Below are 18,820 nucleotides of genomic sequence, written 5' to 3'. Positions count from 1 at the left end.
GGCAACACCATCATGGCCAATTCCAATAAAGAGACTGCCGAAGAGCAGCAGTCACCTTCAAAAGCTGCCTACATCTTCACAATTATACGGCTAAGCGCGGTATTCATTGTACTCTGCGGAATCATATATCCGCTGGCGTCTACCGCGCTCGCCCAAGTGTTAATGCCTTCGCAGGCCAACGGGAGCCTGCTGAAGAATTCAGCGGGGCAGGTGGTCGGTTCCACACTGATCGGGCAAAATTTCACGGATCAGGCGTTGTTCCAGAGCCGTGTATCCAGCATTGAGTATAAGGCTGAAGCCTCGGGTTCGAACAACTATGGACCATCAAATCCTGATATGCTGCAGCGCACAAGCGATTCAATTACCCAGTGGAAGCTGGATAATCCCGGTGTACCCGTAAGTGAGCTGCCTATTGATCTGGTCACGAACTCCGGTTCAGGTCTCGATCCGCATATTTCACCGGCAGCAGCGATTGTGCAGATTCCCAGAATCAGCAATCTGAGCGGGATTCCTCCAGAGACACTTACAGCCATGGTGTCTGCGTATACCGAAGACCGGGATCTGGGACTGTTCGGTGAAGAGCGTGTCAATGTACTGAAGCTGAATCTGGCATTAACGGAACTCAAAGCGAAGTAATACCGGTCTGAACCCTGCCCGTAAGCTATACGGACAGGGTCATTTCCGGTTAGTGCCGCAGGAAAGGAGGTTAACTTATGGCACCATATAAACGCAAGTCACCGGAGGAAATCCTCTATTCCATCTATCAGCTGCAGCGGGGGCGGCTGAAGATTATTATCGGCTCGGTCAGCGGATCGGGCAAAACCTACCATATGCTGGAGGAAGGCAAGCTGCTGAAGCATCAGGGCATCGACGTAGTGATCAGTGCGGTATCAACCATGGGCCGGGCGGAAACCGTTCAGCAGCTTGGCGATTTGGAACGGGTTCCCAGCATCCACTGGTGGAAGGACGGGAAGGAAGAGAAGGATCTTCCGCTGGAAGCATTGCTGGAGCGTAATCCCGAGGTGCTGCTGGTCGATGGCCTGGCGCACCGCAACCGTGAAGGCGCCCGGTTCCCGACACGGCTGGAGGACATCCGTTATCTGATGGATCAGGGGATCAGCGTGATTACTACCATTAATGTCTATGAGCTTGCCGGTATGGGTGAGAGAATCTATGAGATGACCGGTATCCGTGCGGAAGACACCGTACCGCTGAACACACTGGAATTCGCGGATGAGGTACGGCTAATCGATGTCTCTCCGGAAACGATTCTGAAGCGGATGGAGGAAGGGGTGCTTGGAGAAGGGGCTCATCCCGCCCTCTCCCGCCGGGGGAATCTTGGCGTGCTCCGCGAGCTGTCTCTGCGGCTGATGGCGGAAGGGGTCAATGATTCGCTGGAGAAACACCGGGAAGCCGAGGGGCTGATCGGACCTTCCGGTGCAACGGAGCGGATTCTTGTCTCTGCGCAGTATCACTGGAATGGGTCACTTTATATCCGGAGGGGGCAGCAAATTGCCAAACGGCTGAACGGTGACCTGATTATTGTTACATTTCTCGTGCGCGGCCGCCCGCTGACCAAGGATCAGCAGGTCTTCAAGCGTTCCATTCTCAAGCTGACGGAACGGATCAATGCCAGGTTTGAAGAGTTAGAGTTGCTCCGCTTAAGGCTGCTTCCTTCGCTGCTCGTGCGTTATGCGATTCAGAATAATGTCACACGGATAGTCATGGGCCATTCGCAGAAAAGCCGCTGGCAGGAGAAGTGGCATGGCTCCATCGCCAGCCGTGTCCTGCGGCGGACGAGGAACATCGATGTGTTCCTGATGGCAGACCGCGCTGAACGGGACGGGGAGCGGATTCTGCCGGTCCGCTCGGCCCCTAAGGGAACAGAGGAGCCCTTCCACCGCTTAACCAGCCAGGAGCTGGAGCAGCGGATTGAGAAGATCCGCCGTGGTACCTTCAAGGTCTATATCGGCGCAGCCCCAGGCGTAGGCAAAACCTACAAAATGCTGCAGGAAGGCAATCTGCTGCTGAACAGAGGGATTGATGTTGTAGTCGGTCTGCTGGAAACTCACGGCAGGCTGGAAACGAAGGGGCAGGTGGGCGGATTAACGACGATCCCCAGAGCACAGATCCACTACCAGTCTGCTGAACTTACGGAGATGGATACGGAGGCGATCCTTGCCCGGCATCCCGAGGTGGTGCTGGTGGATGAGCTTGCCCATACCAATGTTCCCGGAAGCAAGACGAAGAAACGTTATGAGGATGTAATCAGGCTGCTGGAGAACGGGATCTCCGTCATTACCACAGTCAATGTGCAGCATCTGGAGAGCTTGAATGATGCCGTGGAACAGTTAACCGGAGTGCGTGTCCGCGAGACAGTGCCGGATGCGATCCTGCGTATGGCGAGTGAGGTGGAGCTCATCGACGTTACCCCGCAGATGCTGCAGCAGCGGATGCGGGAAGGGAAGATTTACGCTGCCGAGAAGGTCAATCAGGCGCTGGAGTCTTTCTTCAAGATCGGCAATCTGATCGCGCTGCGTGAGCTGGCTCTGCGCGAAATTGCCGATGATGTGGATGAACGTCTGGAAGCGTGGGACCGCGAGCCCTCCCTCCGGGGTCCCTGGAGCAGACGGGAAGTGATCTTCGTCTGTGTGGACACCGGCCCGCAGGCCGAACGGTTAATCCGCCGCGGCTTCCGCATAGCGCACCGCCTGAAGGCTGAGTGGCATGTGCATTATGTTCATTGTACCCGCATACGGACAATAGAAGAGCAGAAGCGGCTTGATACGCTGAAGCATCTGACGGAGCGGCTGGGCGGCGTCATGGATATTACCGAGGCCGTCAGCCGCAAGCATCTGCATAAGCATCTCCTGCAGCGGATGAATGAAATGCAGACGACCCAGCTGATCATCGGCCAGTCTCGCAGGCCTCTATGGCGTGCATTGTTTAAAGAAAGCTTCGTCCATTACCTGCTCCGGCATGCCCGGCATATGGATATGCTGATCGTCGCGGTTCACACCCCGATTGTAGAATGAAGAAGATCCGCCGGGCCTGGGCTCAAGCTTATTAATAGACAATCACCTGCCCATTGTTCATAAATGTACAGACATGCCCGCATTGGCAATTGCGCAACATCACCTCTGCTGATAATCTAATGAACAGATGTTCAGAAAAGAACAAATGTTTGAAGATGAGAGGGGATTAATATGCGGATATTAGTTATTGGAGCAGGTGTACTCGGCAGTTATTTGGCACATGTGCTAGTTCGGGGCGGTAATGACGTAACGGTGCTCGCCCGGGCGAAGAGAGCGGCTCAGCTGCGGCAGGACGGACTGGTGATCCGGCATTATTTTCAGCGTAAAACGACTGTAGACCAGGTGAAGGTCATTTCTGAACTGCGGACGGATGATATCTATGATCTGATCTTCGTAGTGATGAAGTACAATGACTTCCCGGCGGTGCTGCCGATTCTCGCGGACAACCTGAGCACCAATATTGTTCTGGTCGGCAATAACGGAGATACTCACGGGATGCAGCGGTTCTTCAAGGAGTATAGCCGGACTCCACAGAATATAGTATTCGGGTTTCAGCTTAGCGGAGGGATCCGGGAGAAGAACGGCCGTGTAATTAGCATCCGTATGGGCGTCCAAATGGTACTGGGCAGCCTGGAAGGGGAGGTTCCCTTCAAGCCCGAGCTTGCGCAGGCTTTCCGGCAGACGAAATACAAGCTTGATTATCCGGAGGATATTAACGCTTGGCTATTGAGCCATATTGTTCCAATTGTAGCTATCACTTCGGTCAGTTATCTTCATAACGGCGACTTGGCAAAAGCAACAAAGGATAACGCCCGCTGGAAACAAGCTGTTGCGTTGATCGATGAAGGGTTCAGCGTGCTTGACAAGCTTGGCATTAAGACGAATCCGGCAGCACTTGTCAAAGGGGTTAAGCGGCATCCAACAATGCTCTACCAAGGAATGAAGTTTGTTCATAAAATGCCTTTCATGAAGCTGGTGGACGGCTCCTTCAGCGAGATTTCCGCACTGTATCAAGCGTTTGAGCCGCTTAAACAGCATGCGGGTCTGTCCACTCCAGCCTGGGATGATTTCAAGCAGCAAACGTTCACGAAATATGCCCTGGAGCAGAAATGACGAACCAATTTGTAACGGATACCGTATAATTGCACTAACCAGAAACAACTCATGAAGAGACCGCTGCTGCGGACCTTTATGAGTTGTTTTTGTTATGCAGCTTGACACTTCCCTGAATAAGGGTATACATTTGTATACAAGTAATATTCGTATACAAATGTATACACAAGAAGGAGGAGAGCAGCATGCGCGAAGGTAAATATGAACATAGAGGGCACAAAGAGCACAGAGAGAATTGTGGACATCCCCATGACGACGGCAAGAGGAACTTCCAAAGCGCCCAAACCTTTCGCCGCGGCCGGGCGATTGCTTTTCTGGACCGGCTCCATGTCAAACGCTCTACCTTATTGCAGCAGCTCGACCAGCCGGAATTCGAAGCTATCAGACAGGTGATCAGCGGTGAACTGAAAGCAACGGATGGAATCATCCAGGAATTCATCCAGGCCTTCGAGCTGCGTGAAGTACTGGCAGAACAAGAGAATACAACTGAAGGAGTGGACATAAACCATGACAATCATTGATACCATTCAGACCCGCAGAACAATTAAGGCTTTCAAACCTGACGCTATCAGCGAGAATGAGCTGAACACATGGCTGGAGGCGGCGAGCTATGCTCCGAACCACCGGATGAACGAGCCTTGGGAGCTGCTGTTTATTGGACCCGAGACAAGAGCCGCGCTGAACCATAAGACAGATTTCGGCGGTGCTCCATTGTTAATTGGCATTCTCTCCAAGCCAGCCGCCAGCCCGATGGAACGTGATGAGAACGTTATGGCCGTCTCCTGCTATATTCAGAATTTCATGCTGGCTGCCCATGAAGCAGGCGCAGGTGTGTTCTGGTCGTCCCTGGGCGCTTCGGTCCGGGGCCGTGAGATTCTAGGCGTGCCGCAGGAGCATGATGTGATTGCTGTACTCGCTGTGGGTTATCCGGGGGAAATCCCTGCTGCCAAGCAGAGAACGCCAATTGCTGATAAAATCACATACTTGCCGTAAACGGACGACTGATGAGATGAAGGTGACCTGAATGTGGAAACTCAGGGGGTTCATGAAGCCGTACGTACTCTGGTGCGTGCTCGCCCCGCTGTTAATGGTAGTTGAGGTTGTTATGGACCTGCTGCAGCCGGCGCTGATGGCCAGCATCGTGGACAAGGGCCTGATGATGAATGATCTGCCGCATATTATTTCGACAGGCGGGATCATGCTTGGGGTTGCCATCGTAGGTATGGTCGGCGGTGTAGGCTGTACTGTTTTTTCAAGTATCGCTTCACAGAATTTCGGAAATGATCTGCGGATCAAGCTGTTTGAGCATATCCAGACCTTCTCTAACCGGAATCTGGACCGGCTGAAGACCGGATCGCTGATCACCCGTTTAACGAATGATGTGGTGCAGCTGCAGACTTTCATGCAGATGATATTACGGATGTTTGTACGGTCTCCACTGCTGCTGATCGGTAGTCTGGTGATGGCGATCCGGATCAGCCCATCGCTGGCGCTAATCCTGCTGGCTGCGGTGCCGCTGCTGTTCATTCTGCTATACGTGCTGATCCGTCTATCTTTTCCTTTGTTTGCAAGAATGCAGGAGAAGCTGGATGGGGTAAGCAATGTGCTGCAGGAGAACCTGTCCGGCATCCGCGTAATCAAAGCTTTTGTCCGCGCGGGACATGAGCAGAAGCGGTTCGATGCCGTTAACACAGACTATACCAATACCGGAATTAGAGCCATTCGCCTAATGGCGCTCAACATGCCGCTGATGATGCTTATCCTGAACGCAAGTATTATTGCCGTTCTCTGGTTCGGCGGGCTGCAGAACTGGAGCGGCAAGCTGCCGGTGGGTGAGCTGATCGCATTCATTAACTATGTAACCCAGCTGCTGATGTCCATGATGATGCTGAGCAATATGCTCGCGTTCGTATCACGGGCTAAGGTGTCAGGAGACCGGGTGAATGAAGTGTTCGCAACCACAAGCGAGATTACAGATGCTTCTTCGGCGATTAGTGATGTAATTACGCATGGCCGGATCGAATTCAACCATGTCTCGTTCGCCTATAACCGGGCAGATGAGAATCTTGTGCTGGAGGATATCAGCTTTGTTGCGAACCCCGGCGAGACAGTTGCTATTCTTGGGGCCACCGGTGCCGGCAAATCGACTCTGGTCAGCCTGATTCCACGGTTCTACGAGGTGTTGTCCGGAGCTATTGCCATTGACGGAACAGACATCCGGCAGATTGGCATTGATCATCTGCGCAGCCGGATCGGCTTCGTAATGCAGCAGTCGCTGCTGTTCAGCGGCAGCATCAGGGACAATATCCGCTACGGCCGTCCGGAAGCAACAGATGCAGAGGTAGAGCAGGCAGCTATAGCCGCCGAAGCACATGGATTTATCAATACGCTGCCGCAAGGCTATGATACCTTGCTCGGGCAGCGCGGCGTTAATCTGTCCGGCGGACAGAAGCAGCGGCTGTCCATCGCGCGTGCGCTGCTGATTCAGCCCGCCGTTCTGATTATGGATGACAGCACCAGCGCGCTGGATGCGGTAACGGATGCGCGGATTCGTCTGCTTCTGAAGACTCAGCTGCGGAACTGCACCATAGTGATGATTGCCCAGCGTGTATCGTCAATCATTGATGCGGACCGGATCCTGATCCTGGAGAATGGCCGGATTGCTGCCCAGGGCACCCATGAAGAACTGATGGCAGACAGCGAGATTTACCGGGATATCCGGGAGTCGCAGCTGAAGGGAGAGGAGGAGCCTTATGTCCAGTCATCCTAATCAGGCACAGGCCCCCGTTCGACCAGGCGGGTTCGGCGGGGGGCCACCCGGCGGCCGCGGAGCTGTGGTGCCGAAGGTTCGCGCGAAGAACCGTATGGCTACGATCAAGCGTATCTGGTCCTATCTGAACCGTCAGCGTACGGGACTCATTATGGTCTATATATTTACAATACTTAATTCCGTAGTAGCACTAATCGGGCCTTACCTGCTCGGAAAAGCAATAGACTCGGCAATTATTCCCCATGATTATGGGCTGCTCGTCCGGTTCTGCATCATGCTGGGCGGTGTTTACCTGCTCGGCAGCGCCGTCTCCTGGGTACAGGCCTATGTAATGACTTCCGTGTCACAGAGAACGGTGTTCGAGCTGCGGCGTGATCTGTTCGCTAAATATCAGGAGCTGCCTATAGGCTTCTTCGATACGCGTGCCAATGGCGAGCTGATGAGCCGGGCAACCAATGACATCGACAACGTATCGAACTCATTGAATCAAAGTGTTACCCAGCTGCTGAACAGTCTCATCACATTAAGCGGCTCGCTGGTCATTATGCTGATGCTGAATGTTCCGCTGACGGTAATCGCATTGGTGACGATCCCGCTGGTCCTGCTGGCCAGCCGTAAGATTACAGGCTTGAGCCGGATCTATTTCAAGAACCAGCAGCAGCATTTGGGTGAACTCAACGGCTTCATTGAAGAAGCGATCAGCGGCCAGAAGGTGATTAAGCAGTACCGCAGAGAAGAAGCGGAAACGGCAAGATTCCGTGGAATGAGCGGTATACTCAATAAGGTCAGCATTAAGGCGCAGATTGTATCCGGGCTGGTCGGTCCGGTCATGAACCTGATTAACAACCTGGATTTCGCGCTGATTGCCAGTGTGGGCGGTTGGATGGCATTCAAAGGACTGGCTACGGTCGGGGTTATTGTCAGTATGCTGAACTACGCCAAGCAGTTCAGCCGGCCGATATCCGAGCTTGCGAACCAGTACAATCTGATCCAGTCGGCAATTGCCGGAGCGGAGCGTGTATTCGAAGTGATGGATATGCCTTCGGAGTACACCGGCGAGCAGCCGCAAGAGCTGCCCCGGGTGCACGGGGAAGTGATTTTCCGTGATGTGGTCTTCGGCTATCAGGCGGATGCTCCGATCTTAAGCGGTGTAAGCTTCGAAGCGAAGCCTGGCGAGAAGATCGCACTCGTCGGCCCGACCGGGGCAGGGAAGACCACTATTGTTAACCTGCTGACCCGCTTCTACGAAATTAACAGCGGGGAGCTGCTGATCGACGGAAGAGATATCCGCGAGCTGAACAAAAATGAGCTGCGCAGCCAGTTAGGTATGGTACTGCAGGATGCGCATGTATTCTCAGGAACGATTCGTGAGAATATCCGGTTCGGCCGTCTGGACGCTACCGACCGCGAGGTTGAAGAAGCTGCGAGCCTGGCTAACGTCAACGGATTCATCGCAAGATTGCCGCAGGGATATGATACGATGCTGGGTACAGAAGGAACGACACTCAGCCACGGCCAGCGCCAGCTGCTGACGATTGCCCGTGCCATCCTTGCCGATCCGGCTATCCTTATTCTCGATGAGGCGACCAGCAGCGTCGATACCCGGACTGAAATGCATATCCAGCAGGCGATGCGGACCCTGATGAAGGGCCGGACCAGCTTCGTGATTGCCCACAGGCTCAGTACGATCCAGGATGCGGACCGGATTCTCGTCATCCAGGGCGGTCAGATCGCCGAGCAGGGCAGCCACGAGCAGCTGCTTGCCCTTAAAGGTGTGTACCATGAACTGTATAACAGCCAGTTCAAGCATGCGGTTCAGGCAGGGTAAGGCAGCAACAGTACATTTGATAGTTACTTTTCAGGAGGGCAGCGCAATGCGCTGCTTCTTTTTTTGGGGAAATATGAATCAGGGCACATAAAGGACATAACACTCGACTATGCTGAGTGGTATAAACGGGCGGAAAGCGGGGACTACATTGAAGAAAAAATTGCTGCTCGTCGAGGATGAGCTGCGTATCCGTGAACTGGTATCGGATTATTTCATCCAGAACGGCTGGGAAGTGCGCGAAGCCGACAACGGACAGGATGCGCTCCTCTGGTTCGATTCACTTCTGCCGGATCTGCTGATTCTGGATATCATGATGCCCAAGCTGAATGGATTTGAGGTCTGCCGGGAAATCCGCAAGCAATCAGCGATCCCCATTATTCTGCTGACCGCCAAGTCTGCAGATGACGACAAAATATACGGCTTTGAATTAGGTGCAGATGATTATGTTACCAAGCCCTTCAGTCCCAAAGTACTGGTGGCCCGGGCAAATGCGCTGATGAAACGGGCCCAAGGCACACATCTGCCGGATTCGGGCATTGTGAAGTTTGGTTCGGCGATCTTCAACACGCTGGCACACCGCCTGGAGGTAGAGGGTGCAGAAGTCGAGCTTACCCCGAAGGAATATGATCTCTTATGGCTGCTGATCCGCAATAAGGGGATTGTGATTTCCCGGGATACGATCCTCAGCCGGGTCTGGGGAATTGAATTTGAAGGAGACTCCCGTGTCGTGGATAGCCATATCAAGAAACTGCGCAGCAAGCTGGGTTATGAGTCCCGCTATATCCGTACGGTCATCGGTACAGGGTACAGGTTTGAGGTTGAGGAATGAGAAGACGCGGAATTACCTTTAAGCTGTTTGTGATGACCGTGATCTTTTTTGTATGTTTTTACGGGATGGTAATCTTGAGCCAGCTGCTGTTCTTCGACAGCTTCTACCAGAGCCAGAAGGAGAACAGGGTAGAAAAGCATCTTAAGAGCTTCGGGACGGGCTATACAGAAGAATCCTGGGGGCGGAGCCGTACTTCCCGCGAACTGGTCCGCTTCATGCTGCGCAATAAGACTCAAATGGTCATTCTGAAGCTGGATGGCCGAATGAAGTCTGAGGATCCGTTCCGGATGAAGGTGATGGATGGAGACGGCAAGATTCAGGTGATTCCGATGTCCCTGTTCATGAACGAGTACGGGGATCCGCTTAGGGCAGCCAATCTCAAGGAAAATGATCAAGTCACCGTCCTGGGAGAACGTCTTGAGGAAGACAATGACCCCGGGAATCTGATCTATCCGCTCACGATTACGAAGCAAGGCGGTCCGCAGATCGGCGAGGAGCCCGAAGATGGGATGAGTACTATTTCCGGGACAATCACTGAACTTGTATTACCGGATCTGAAAGTCTGGAACCCGCGGCAGGGCATCCTCTTCGAGGCCTTGGAGGACTGGTTTCCTCTGACACTTGACCAGAACGAAGAACTACGTAATCTGAACATAGTGAAAGAGGAGTGGACCGCTCCCTGGAGCGGTATCCGGAATTCTATCATCATTCTTCCGGTCAAGCAGGCGAATGGGGAAGTAGAGCTCTTATTCACGGTCACCTCCCTGCAGGATGTTAAGGATTCGAATGTAGCGCTGCGCTGGTTCTTTTTATATCTGGGGATCGGCGGGTTTGTTCTGATACTGGTCCTGTCGCTGTTCTATTCCAAGATGGTTACCCGGCCGTTGATTAAGCTCAATAATATCGCCAAACGGATGGTGTCGCTCGATTTCACAGGTCATTCTTCGATTCGTCAAAAGGATGAGCTGGGCAGCTTGTCCAAAAGCATGTTCACTTTGTCGCAAAGTCTGGATGCTGCACTGGGTGAGCTTCGTGAGGCGAATCAGCAGCTGGTTGAGGATATGGAGCAGAAGAAGAAAATGGAGCAGATGCAGCAGGACTTTTTTGCGAGCGCCTCTCACGAATTGAAGACTCCGCTCAGTATTATCAAGGGATTCGCCGAAGGTCTGGAGGATGGGGTTAGCGCCGGCAAACAGGATCATTATATCAAGGTCATTATCGAGGAAGCCGACAAGATGGAGTTTCTCGTCAAAGATATGCTCGATTTAGCCAAGCTGGAGTCCGGAACCATCAAACTCCGCAAAAGCTCCTTCATGCTGAGTGAAATGACGGAGAATGTGACGGACAAGCTGATACATTCACTCGGTGACAAGCAGCTGAATGTGGTTATTATTCCTGCGAACGAGCGGCCGCTTTATGCCGATGCGTCCTGGATTGAGCAGGTAATCAGCAACCTGCTGACCAATGCGATCAGACATGCGGAGCATGGCAGTACAATAACCGTTGCCGTGGAGGGTCAAGAGAAATCACTTTCATTCAACATACACAATAAGGGTGAGAATATTCCCGAGGATCAGCTGGAGCAGATCTGGGAGCGCTTCTACCGGGCGGAGGCTTCACGCAGCCGTCTGACAGGGGGAACGGGACTCGGGCTGTCGATTACGAAGCAGATATTGGATATGCACGGCTGCCGGTATGCAGTGATAAACACAACGGACGGCGTCTGTTTTAGTGTGACCTTTGAAGGCTGAACGGACTTATTACAACCTGTCAAGAATTCTTATATTTTGAGAAAGGAGTGAAACAGCATGAAATGGAACTGGCTGCCTTCAATGTGCACACTGGGAAACCTGGGACTTGGATCAGTTTCCTTGCTTTTCACCATTCAAGAACGTTATAATCTCGCCTTACTAATGATACTGCTTGCGGCAATATGTGATGTCATGGACGGATTACTGGCTAGAATACTCAATTGTACCAGCGATTTCGGCAAACAACTGGACTCTCTGGCAGATATTATTTCCTTTGGACTTGCTCCTACCTTCCTCATATTGCTGTACAGGCTGGAGAATATGCAGTGGCTTGGACCTGTTGCAGCGATTGCATTCCTGATCTGCGGGGCGCTGCGCCTGGCCAGATTTAATCTGTCTGCGCCTTCGAAGGGGTTCACGGGGATGCCGATTACGGCTGCAGGCGTTATTTTATCAATGATTGCACTGGTGGATGAACGGATGAAGCCGGAGCTGGTCATCGCCGTAATGGGGCTGCTGTCACTGCTCATGGTAAGCCGGATTCCATTCCCGTCGTTCAAAAAATTCGTCAACAGGAAGTGAAGCCTTATGCCCTGGATCATGGAGATGATCTCGCAATACGGATATATAGCTATATTTGCACTGCTCGCGCTGGGTCTTCTTGGACTCCCGGTTCCCGATGAGCTGCTGATGCTGTTCGTGGGCTATCTATCTTCGACAATGGTGCTGAATTTCTCAGTTTCGGTGCTGGTATGCTTCATCGGCTCAATAACAGGTATGCTGATCAGCTATACGATCGGTCTGAGACTCGGGCAGCCGGTGGTGGATAAATACGGGAAGTGGATAGGGCTTACGCCGAAGCGGTTTGCGAGTGTGAAACGATGGTTCTTCCGGTTCGGCAACTGGACGGTCTTCATCGCTTATTTCGTCCCGGGCCTCAGACATGTTACGAGCTATATCTCCGGAATCAGTGCAATGTCTTTCAGGAAATATCTGGTTGTCACCGTTGCCGGTGCATTTATCTGGTCGCTTCTGTTTGTTTCAATCGGGTATCTGGTGGGTGCAAGGTTATCCTTTGCGTAGCTTTGCATAGTTTTGCAATGACCGGAGCGGGCAGGGTATGATGATAGCTGTAGGTAATAATCTTTTATAATCAAAGAAGATATTACTATGGTTAAACCTTCTATTATATACTGTAAAAAACATCCACTTATTGCCGTGTGTGCATTGCATTAGGTGAGAAGCTATAGTGATCTGAGGAGGGAATACCGTAATGCCGGAAACACAAGAAATAGTCATTGAAGAATACGTGCCTGCCAAACATGCCGCGTCCATTGCCGAGATGTGGAATCGGAGCTTTGAGAGCTGGGGCGGGGACAATACTTACCGCACAGAGGAAAGTGTACTCCGTGAACACGAGAACAGCACGCTGCTCAAGGTATTTCTGGCCGTTGCGGGCGGAGAGGTTATCGGATATTGCAGCTTCTCCCACTACAAAGAGGATACAGGCGCGCTTTATATTCCACTGCTCAATGTCAGACCGGATTTCCATGGACGTAAGGTTGGCAAGAGACTGGTGAGACAAGCTGTCGACGAGACCATCCGGCTTGGCTGGCCCCGGCTTGATTTGTACACCTGGGCAGGGAACGTCAAGGCGGTTCCTACCTATAAGAAAAGCGGTTTTTTCTGGGAGAAACGGGACGATACCACCCACCTGATGAACTTTATCCCTTCAGTGCTGCAGACCGGAGCGGTGAAGTCTTATTTCGGGAAGATCGACTGGTATAACGACAGCATCCGCGAGATCAACGTTCAGCCTGACGGCCAGGGGGATAACGGATTTGACTATTTTACATATGAATGGCTGAAAGACGGCCTGCAGCTGAAAATGCAGTATGAGCGGAGCGGCCGCGGCCTGCGCCTGATAGAGACGGAGGATTACCGGATACAGGCAACGATTCCTGACCGGCATGAGCTGCCTTTTGGAGCCCGATACCCCATTGTCTATGAAGCTGTGAATAAAAGCGGAAAGCCTTTGGCTCTGGAGATTAAGGGCATAAGCAATCCGCAAATCAGCTTTGAGCTGAACGGAGCGCAGGAGATTGAATCCGAGGCAAGGATCGAAGGCAGCTTCTTCATCCATCCGGCAGAAGAGGAACAGAGTATCTATCAGACCCATCCGGTCGTTGAGGCCGAACTGCTCATTAATGGCCTGCCTGCAGTATTCAAACTCGGGGTTGAACCCAAGTTTCCGGTCAAAGTACAGCTGCATCTGCCGGACAGAATAGCTTATATAGGCGAAGAGCTTGAAATTGATGTGATTGTCGAAAATGAATACAACGCAGATACGGTGTTCGTCTTCGACCTGCCTGATGATGCTATACTCGCTTTCGGGCAGTCTGCACTTAAAGTCGAAGTTCCGGCAAAGGGCCGGAGAACGGTTACTGTACAAGCGCGGCTGCAAGTCTACGGTATTTGGCATCATAATGTGAAGATCCTTAATGGGGGCAGCAGTCCGGAGGAGGCCGCTTCATTAATTCTCCAGCAGGAGATGAGCCTGGTCTTCCCTGGGGCAGATGCTGCCTTTGGCGGCAAAACGGAGAAGGAATGGATCATCAGCAGCGGAAGATATTCGGCAGTCCTGGAGAAATCCGGCAATACGCTGAAGCTATATGACGGCCGTAAGAATGTCGTTAGCCTGCCTTATCCGAAGTTCGGTCTGCCTTATACCAATGAGTTCAAGAAGGTATCGCCTGTTGAAGTGCAGTATGGTACAGATGATGGAGCCATTGTGCTTGAAGCCGTCTATGAACTGACAGCAAGAAAGGGCATGCTGCTGACCATGGTGGTGAAACTGAACAGCAATGGGCTCATCTCCCGGCATTTCAGGATTCATAACCCGCTGGACACGGATCAAGAGGAAGAATTGGTCCTAAAGGACAGCTTCGAGTTCAGCCTTAGGGGAGGCGTTATTCCTTATAACGGCAAGTATCTGGATTTGAAATCAGGTGCAGAAGCTTCTAGCCCGGACTACTGGGATGTGCAGAAGTTTACAGAGAACTGGATGTTCGCTTCCCATGGAGCAATCTCGCGGGGAATCGGCTGGCCGGCAGAATTAGAGCTTATCCAGGAGTCGTGGCTGCATGCAGTTGAGCATTCGCTGGGCCGGATTCCGGCTGGAGGCAAGCTGGAGACAGCACCGCTGCGGATTGCGCTGGGGACCTGGAATACCTGGCAGGATTTCCGTTCGTTCGCACTGCAGTGCAGCAACAAGCGCGATCTGAATGCTGCACAACAATTGGACGTGAAGCTTAATCAGGGTAACCCGTTCATCAGCGGTCAGCTTGCACTCTCTATTCTGGAGCAGAAGAAGAGTTATTTGGACGGAGAGATCACTGTTTCTTCTCGTGCAGGCAGCATTGAGGAGACATCGATTACGGTACAAGTTGAACACAAGCTCTCGGAAATCAGCCTTCCGCTGACCCGTTCATCAGGCTCTGAGCCCGATCTCCTTACACTGCAGCTGGATATGGATATTTATGAGAGCTCCAGAGCTTTCCTTGTCCTTCCTGTGTCGGATCAGGTTATCCGCCGTCAGACGCTGGAGATTGAGCAGTCCCAAGTGCTTGCCGTAGACAACGGAATTCTGCGGATACAGGCCAGCAGCCATTTTGCCCCGGGATTATTCTCGCTGGAGTATCAGGGCCAGGAGTGGCTGGATTCCTCTTTTCCACAGCCCATAGCTAAATCCTGGTGGAATCCCTGGGTGGGTGGGATTTTAACTTCGGTCACTGACATGTCATTACGCAGCTTCATGGAGGAGCCGCGGACCGCTGAGTTCGCTGAGCTCACGGACGATAAGGGTAACCGCTGGTCGGGCATACGCATGAGCGTGACCATTCAGCAGAATGATAAATACAGAGGGCTTATCCTGCATCAGTATTTCATGATGCTTCCGGGTGTGCCTGTGCTTGCTTCTACTGTACACATTGAACAGAATACAGGCACGCCGTTATATCCGCTCGAGCTTGAAACCTCGTCCCATTACCGTGCGGCCGCCGAGCTTAAGGACAGCAGAGGGTATCTGAAGAACAGCAGTGGTGAAGAGCTTGTGTATAAGGCAGGAAGAGTCCAGCTGGGGGTTAGAAGTACTAACGGAATCCTCCAAATGGGCTCCACAGAACGTAAACAGCGCCTGACTCTAGTTACTGCACCGGATCTTACTTCAACAGCCTTGATGGCTAACACTCATGCGGCACTGTCTTATGCCATAGACCCGCTGTATCTTCAAGACGGGGAAGAGCGGTTCAGCAAGCCACAATTCTATCTTATCTCGGATCTGAAGATTCCTGAGCAGGCCTACGCCGATCTGCTGACAATCCGCTTCAACAAATGAGCTGAAGAAAGGAAGCACCCATGAAAATCATTGACGCACATGTGCATTATTCGAATATTGATACCTTTCACGAGACAGCCCGGACTTTAGCGCATATCGATTATACCGGCAAAGGACTCCTGGAGGAGTTCCGCCGTTCCGGTGTTGTCGCGGGAGTCGGTATGGGCGTAACGGAGACGGCCGCCGGTGCTTTTCCGGATTCCGAAGCGCTTAATCCCATGCTGCTTGATCTTAGCGGGACACTTCCGGGCAATTTGTTTACCTGTGCCGGAATTAATCCGCTGACCCTCCATCTGGACGGGCAGCTGGAGGCGCTGGAACAATCGCTGCAACAGAAGGATGTCGTTGGAATCAAGCTCTATGCCGGCTATTACCACTTCAATGTGGGGGATGAGATCTACGATCCGGTCTACAAGCTGGCCTCTGCTTACGGACTGCCGGTCGTTATTCATGGAGGTCTAACTTACTCTGACCGGGGACTGTTGAAATATTCGCATCCGCTGTCTATGGAAGAGACGTTCCTGAAGCACCGGGATATTACCTTTATGCTCTGCCATCTGGGCGATCCCTGGGTTATGGACACAGCGGCGCTTTTGGAGAAGAATCCGAATCTCTATACCGACCTGTCCGGCTGGATCGTCGGAGACCAGGCCAAGGTGGACCGTCTGCTGACCGAGCAGACCTACACCGATCATTTCCGCCGGGCGATTGTATTCGCCGAGAAATATGACCGGCTCGTCTTCGGTACCGACTGGCCGCTGGTTCCGCTGGATGCCTACATTACATTCGTGAAGCATCTGATCCCGGAAGCACACTGGGAGGATGTCTTCTATAATAATGCACTCCGCGTGTTTCCTAAGCTGGAGGAGCGGATTAGAGAACTGGACAACATTTAACCGCAGAAGCACTTTTATCTATCTGAGACTTAGAACAGTGATCCTCCTCTAACCGGGGAATTACTGTTCTTTTTGTTTTTTGCGTGAAATGGGTTGGGGCCAGGGTTTACTCCCGCCTGATGCTTGATGAGGCAACCTGTGCTAAGCTGTTAAGGGTCAGACTTGCCGAAATATAATTATTCCTGCAGATGGAGGGTTATTATCATGCCTCATGTTAAAGTTAAAGACCTGGAATTGTTTTATGAAAAAATGGGTACCGGAGAGCCAGTTATTTTTCTGCACAGCAGTTATTCGCGCGGGTTATTGGCCTTTTCTAGTCAAATTCTGGATTTCCAAAATAAGTACACCTGTTATTTCATTGATTTCCGCGGTCATGGCAGAACCAGGTGTAAAAGTCTTGAATGGTCTACGCCTCAGCTGGCGGATGATATCGCAGCCTTCATGGATTGCATGAGTATTGAAAAAGCGCATCTGATCGGCTACAGCATGGGTGCAAATGTCGGACTGTACCTCGCAGTAAATGATCCGGCAAGAGTTGCTACACTAACTACAATTGGAACCGGCGGATTCTGCAATCCGGCTGGTGCTGAAGACTTTGAGCCGGAGCGTCTGCTGGAGCTTGAGCAACAGGGCATCATCCGTCAGATGAAAGAGAGGCATGAAGAAGCACATCTAGGTAATTGGCAGGAATTCATGCGGCAATCAGCTACTGACTGGCGTAGATATCCGGACCTGAGCGAAGCACAGTTAAGCAGTATCGGCTGTCCAGTTCTAATCATTGCAGGAGAGCACGATACATACGCTGCAGCGGATAAGATCATTCAGCTAGTCTCGCTGATCAAAGGATCACAATGCCTGATCGTCCCGGGTGCCGGCCACCCGCCGCATATGGGAAGGGAACAGCCGGTGCTGGTGAACGATACGATCCTTGAATTTCTCGCAAAGAATTCTAACCTCAAGTGAAAGGGCTGTACATATCTTATGAAGAAAGTCATCGTAATTGGAGCAGGGATTCTCGGGGCATCTACAGCCTACCAGCTGACAACAATGGGGGCAGAGGTGCTGATTGTCGACCGTAAAGATCAAGGACAAGCCACGGATGCGGCCGCAGGCATCATCTGTCCCTGGCTGTCACAGCGGCGCAATCAGACCTGGTACCGGCTGGCAAAGGCTGGTGCACGATATTATCCTCAGCTGATCGCGGAACTAGAGCATGGAGGCGAAACCCATACGGGCTATGCCCGGGTAGGTGCACTTAGTATTCATACGGATGCGGGCAAGCTGGACAAAATAGAAGAGCGGACGCGTCTGCGGCGGGCGGATGCACCGGAAATCGGAGAAATTACGCGGCTTACGGCTGAAGAAACCCGTGAACGGTTCCCGTTGCTTGCTGAAGGGTATGCCTCCGTTCATATCAGCGGGGCTGCCCGGGTAGATGGACGCGCCCTGCGGGATGCGTTACTTCACGCTGCGCAGCAGCAGGGTGCCACCAGAATTGCCGGAGATGCGGCGCTTCAATATGAGCCAGGCCGGGTGACCGGGGTTACTGTAGGTGCAGAGTGTTACCCGGCGGATGAAGTTATTGTGTGCGCAGGCGCCTGGGCGAACCCGCTGCTCCAGCCGCTTGGCATTAATTTCAAAGTCAGCTACCAAAAAGGGCAGATCCTGCACTTGCAGGTTTCCGGTCATCAGAATACTGGAGAATGGCCGGTAGTTATCCCGCCAAGTGATCAATATCTGCTCGCTTTTTACCAGCAGCATATTGTAATCGGGGCAACTCATGAGAATGATATAAAAGGATATAATACCAGAGTGACCGCTGGCGGCATGCAGGAGATTCTGAATAAGGGGCTGGAGGTGGCACCTGAACTGGCAAACAGCACTTTGGGTGAAGTGAGGGTAGGATTCCGCCCGTTTACACCAGGCTTCCTTCCGGTCTTAGGTGCTGTCCCTGGATGGAAAGGGCTTCTCGCAGCCAATGGACTGGGAGCTTCCGGACTCACAATGGGCCCGTTTATCGGCAGCCAGCTGGCGAAGCTGGCACTAGGCAGAGAGACCGATATGGATATTAGCGCTTATGACCTCCAGGCAGCGATGGAGAGCAGATGATTACGAATTCATTTCCTGCAATGGAAGGATTAGATTCAATTCTGCCGCTCAAATGAACTTTTGTTTGACAGAAGAAGATGTGTAATCCATAAT

General features: G+C 52.3%; 15 protein-coding genes. All 15 read left to right on the top strand.

The features are described 5' to 3' along the window. Positions 1–12: 12 nt before the first annotated feature. Positions 13–636: a potassium-transporting ATPase subunit KdpC gene (gene kdpC, locus NSQ73_RS15900; protein ID WP_340987225.1), complete on the top strand. Its 624-nt coding sequence runs from the start codon at positions 13–15 to the stop codon at positions 634–636. A gap of 77 nt (positions 637–713) precedes the next feature. After that, positions 714–3,035, top strand: a complete 2,322-nt coding sequence (locus NSQ73_RS15895) for a universal stress protein (RefSeq protein ID WP_340987224.1) — start codon at positions 714–716, stop codon at positions 3,033–3,035. Between the two features lie 171 nt (positions 3,036–3,206). Then, positions 3,207–4,148, top strand: coding sequence for a ketopantoate reductase family protein (locus NSQ73_RS15890; RefSeq protein ID WP_340987223.1), 942 nt, complete (start codon positions 3,207–3,209; stop codon positions 4,146–4,148). Positions 4,149–4,333: 185 nt separating this feature from the next. Next, positions 4,334–4,669, top strand: a complete 336-nt coding sequence (locus NSQ73_RS15885) for a hypothetical protein (RefSeq protein WP_340987222.1) — start codon at positions 4,334–4,336, stop codon at positions 4,667–4,669. Next, positions 4,656–5,141 carry a nitroreductase family protein gene (locus NSQ73_RS15880; protein ID WP_340987221.1) on the top strand — a complete coding sequence of 162 codons (486 nt, stop codon included), beginning with the start codon at positions 4,656–4,658 and terminating at the stop codon, positions 5,139–5,141. Before NSQ73_RS15885 ends, NSQ73_RS15880 begins: the two co-directional genes overlap by 14 nt. A gap of 31 nt (positions 5,142–5,172) precedes the next feature. Further along, positions 5,173–6,918, top strand: coding sequence for an ABC transporter ATP-binding protein (locus NSQ73_RS15875; RefSeq protein WP_340987220.1), 1,746 nt, complete (start codon positions 5,173–5,175; stop codon positions 6,916–6,918). Beyond that, positions 6,902–8,746, top strand: a complete 1,845-nt coding sequence (locus tag NSQ73_RS15870; RefSeq protein WP_340987219.1) for an ABC transporter ATP-binding protein — start codon at positions 6,902–6,904, stop codon at positions 8,744–8,746. The genes NSQ73_RS15875 and NSQ73_RS15870 overlap by 17 nt, the downstream gene beginning before the upstream one ends. Positions 8,747–8,894: 148 nt before the next feature. After that, a complete protein-coding gene (locus NSQ73_RS15865; RefSeq protein WP_340987218.1) occupies positions 8,895–9,575 on the top strand; it encodes a response regulator transcription factor in 681 nt (226 codons plus the stop codon). Then, positions 9,572–11,326 (top strand): sensor histidine kinase, encoded by a 1,755-nt coding sequence (locus NSQ73_RS15860; protein ID WP_340987217.1) that lies wholly within the window; start codon positions 9,572–9,574, stop codon positions 11,324–11,326. Before NSQ73_RS15865 ends, NSQ73_RS15860 begins: the two co-directional genes overlap by 4 nt. 57 nt (positions 11,327–11,383) lie before the next feature. Further along, a complete protein-coding gene (gene pssA, locus NSQ73_RS15855) occupies positions 11,384–11,908 on the top strand; it encodes a CDP-diacylglycerol--serine O-phosphatidyltransferase (protein ID WP_171719489.1) in 525 nt (174 codons plus the stop codon). 6 nt (positions 11,909–11,914) lie between these two features. After that, entirely contained in the window at positions 11,915–12,409 is a 495-nt protein-coding gene (locus NSQ73_RS15850; RefSeq protein WP_039291658.1) for a DedA family protein, read from the top strand. Positions 12,410–12,599: 190 nt separating this feature from the next. Continuing rightward, positions 12,600–15,722, top strand: a complete 3,123-nt coding sequence (locus tag NSQ73_RS15845; protein ID WP_340987216.1) for a GNAT family N-acetyltransferase — start codon at positions 12,600–12,602, stop codon at positions 15,720–15,722. Positions 15,723–15,742: 20 nt separating this feature from the next. After that, a complete protein-coding gene (locus tag NSQ73_RS15840; RefSeq protein WP_340987214.1) occupies positions 15,743–16,618 on the top strand; it encodes an amidohydrolase family protein in 876 nt (291 codons plus the stop codon). Between the two features lie 162 nt (positions 16,619–16,780). After that, positions 16,781–17,581 carry an alpha/beta fold hydrolase gene (locus NSQ73_RS15835; RefSeq protein WP_340987213.1) on the top strand — a complete coding sequence of 267 codons (801 nt, stop codon included), beginning with the start codon at positions 16,781–16,783 and terminating at the stop codon, positions 17,579–17,581. An 18-nt stretch (positions 17,582–17,599) separates the two neighbouring features. Beyond that, complete coding sequence (locus tag NSQ73_RS15830; protein ID WP_340987212.1) at positions 17,600–18,727, top strand: NAD(P)/FAD-dependent oxidoreductase; 1,128 nt, start codon at positions 17,600–17,602, stop codon at positions 18,725–18,727. Positions 18,728–18,820 lie beyond the last annotated feature (93 nt).

The organism is Paenibacillus sp. FSL R10-2736, assembly GCF_038000245.1.
Lineage (GTDB): Bacteria > Bacillota > Bacilli > Paenibacillales > Paenibacillaceae > Paenibacillus_AQ > Paenibacillus_AQ phytohabitans.
Note: the sequence above shows the minus strand (reverse complement) of the source record. Positions and strands in the feature narration are given on the sequence as shown.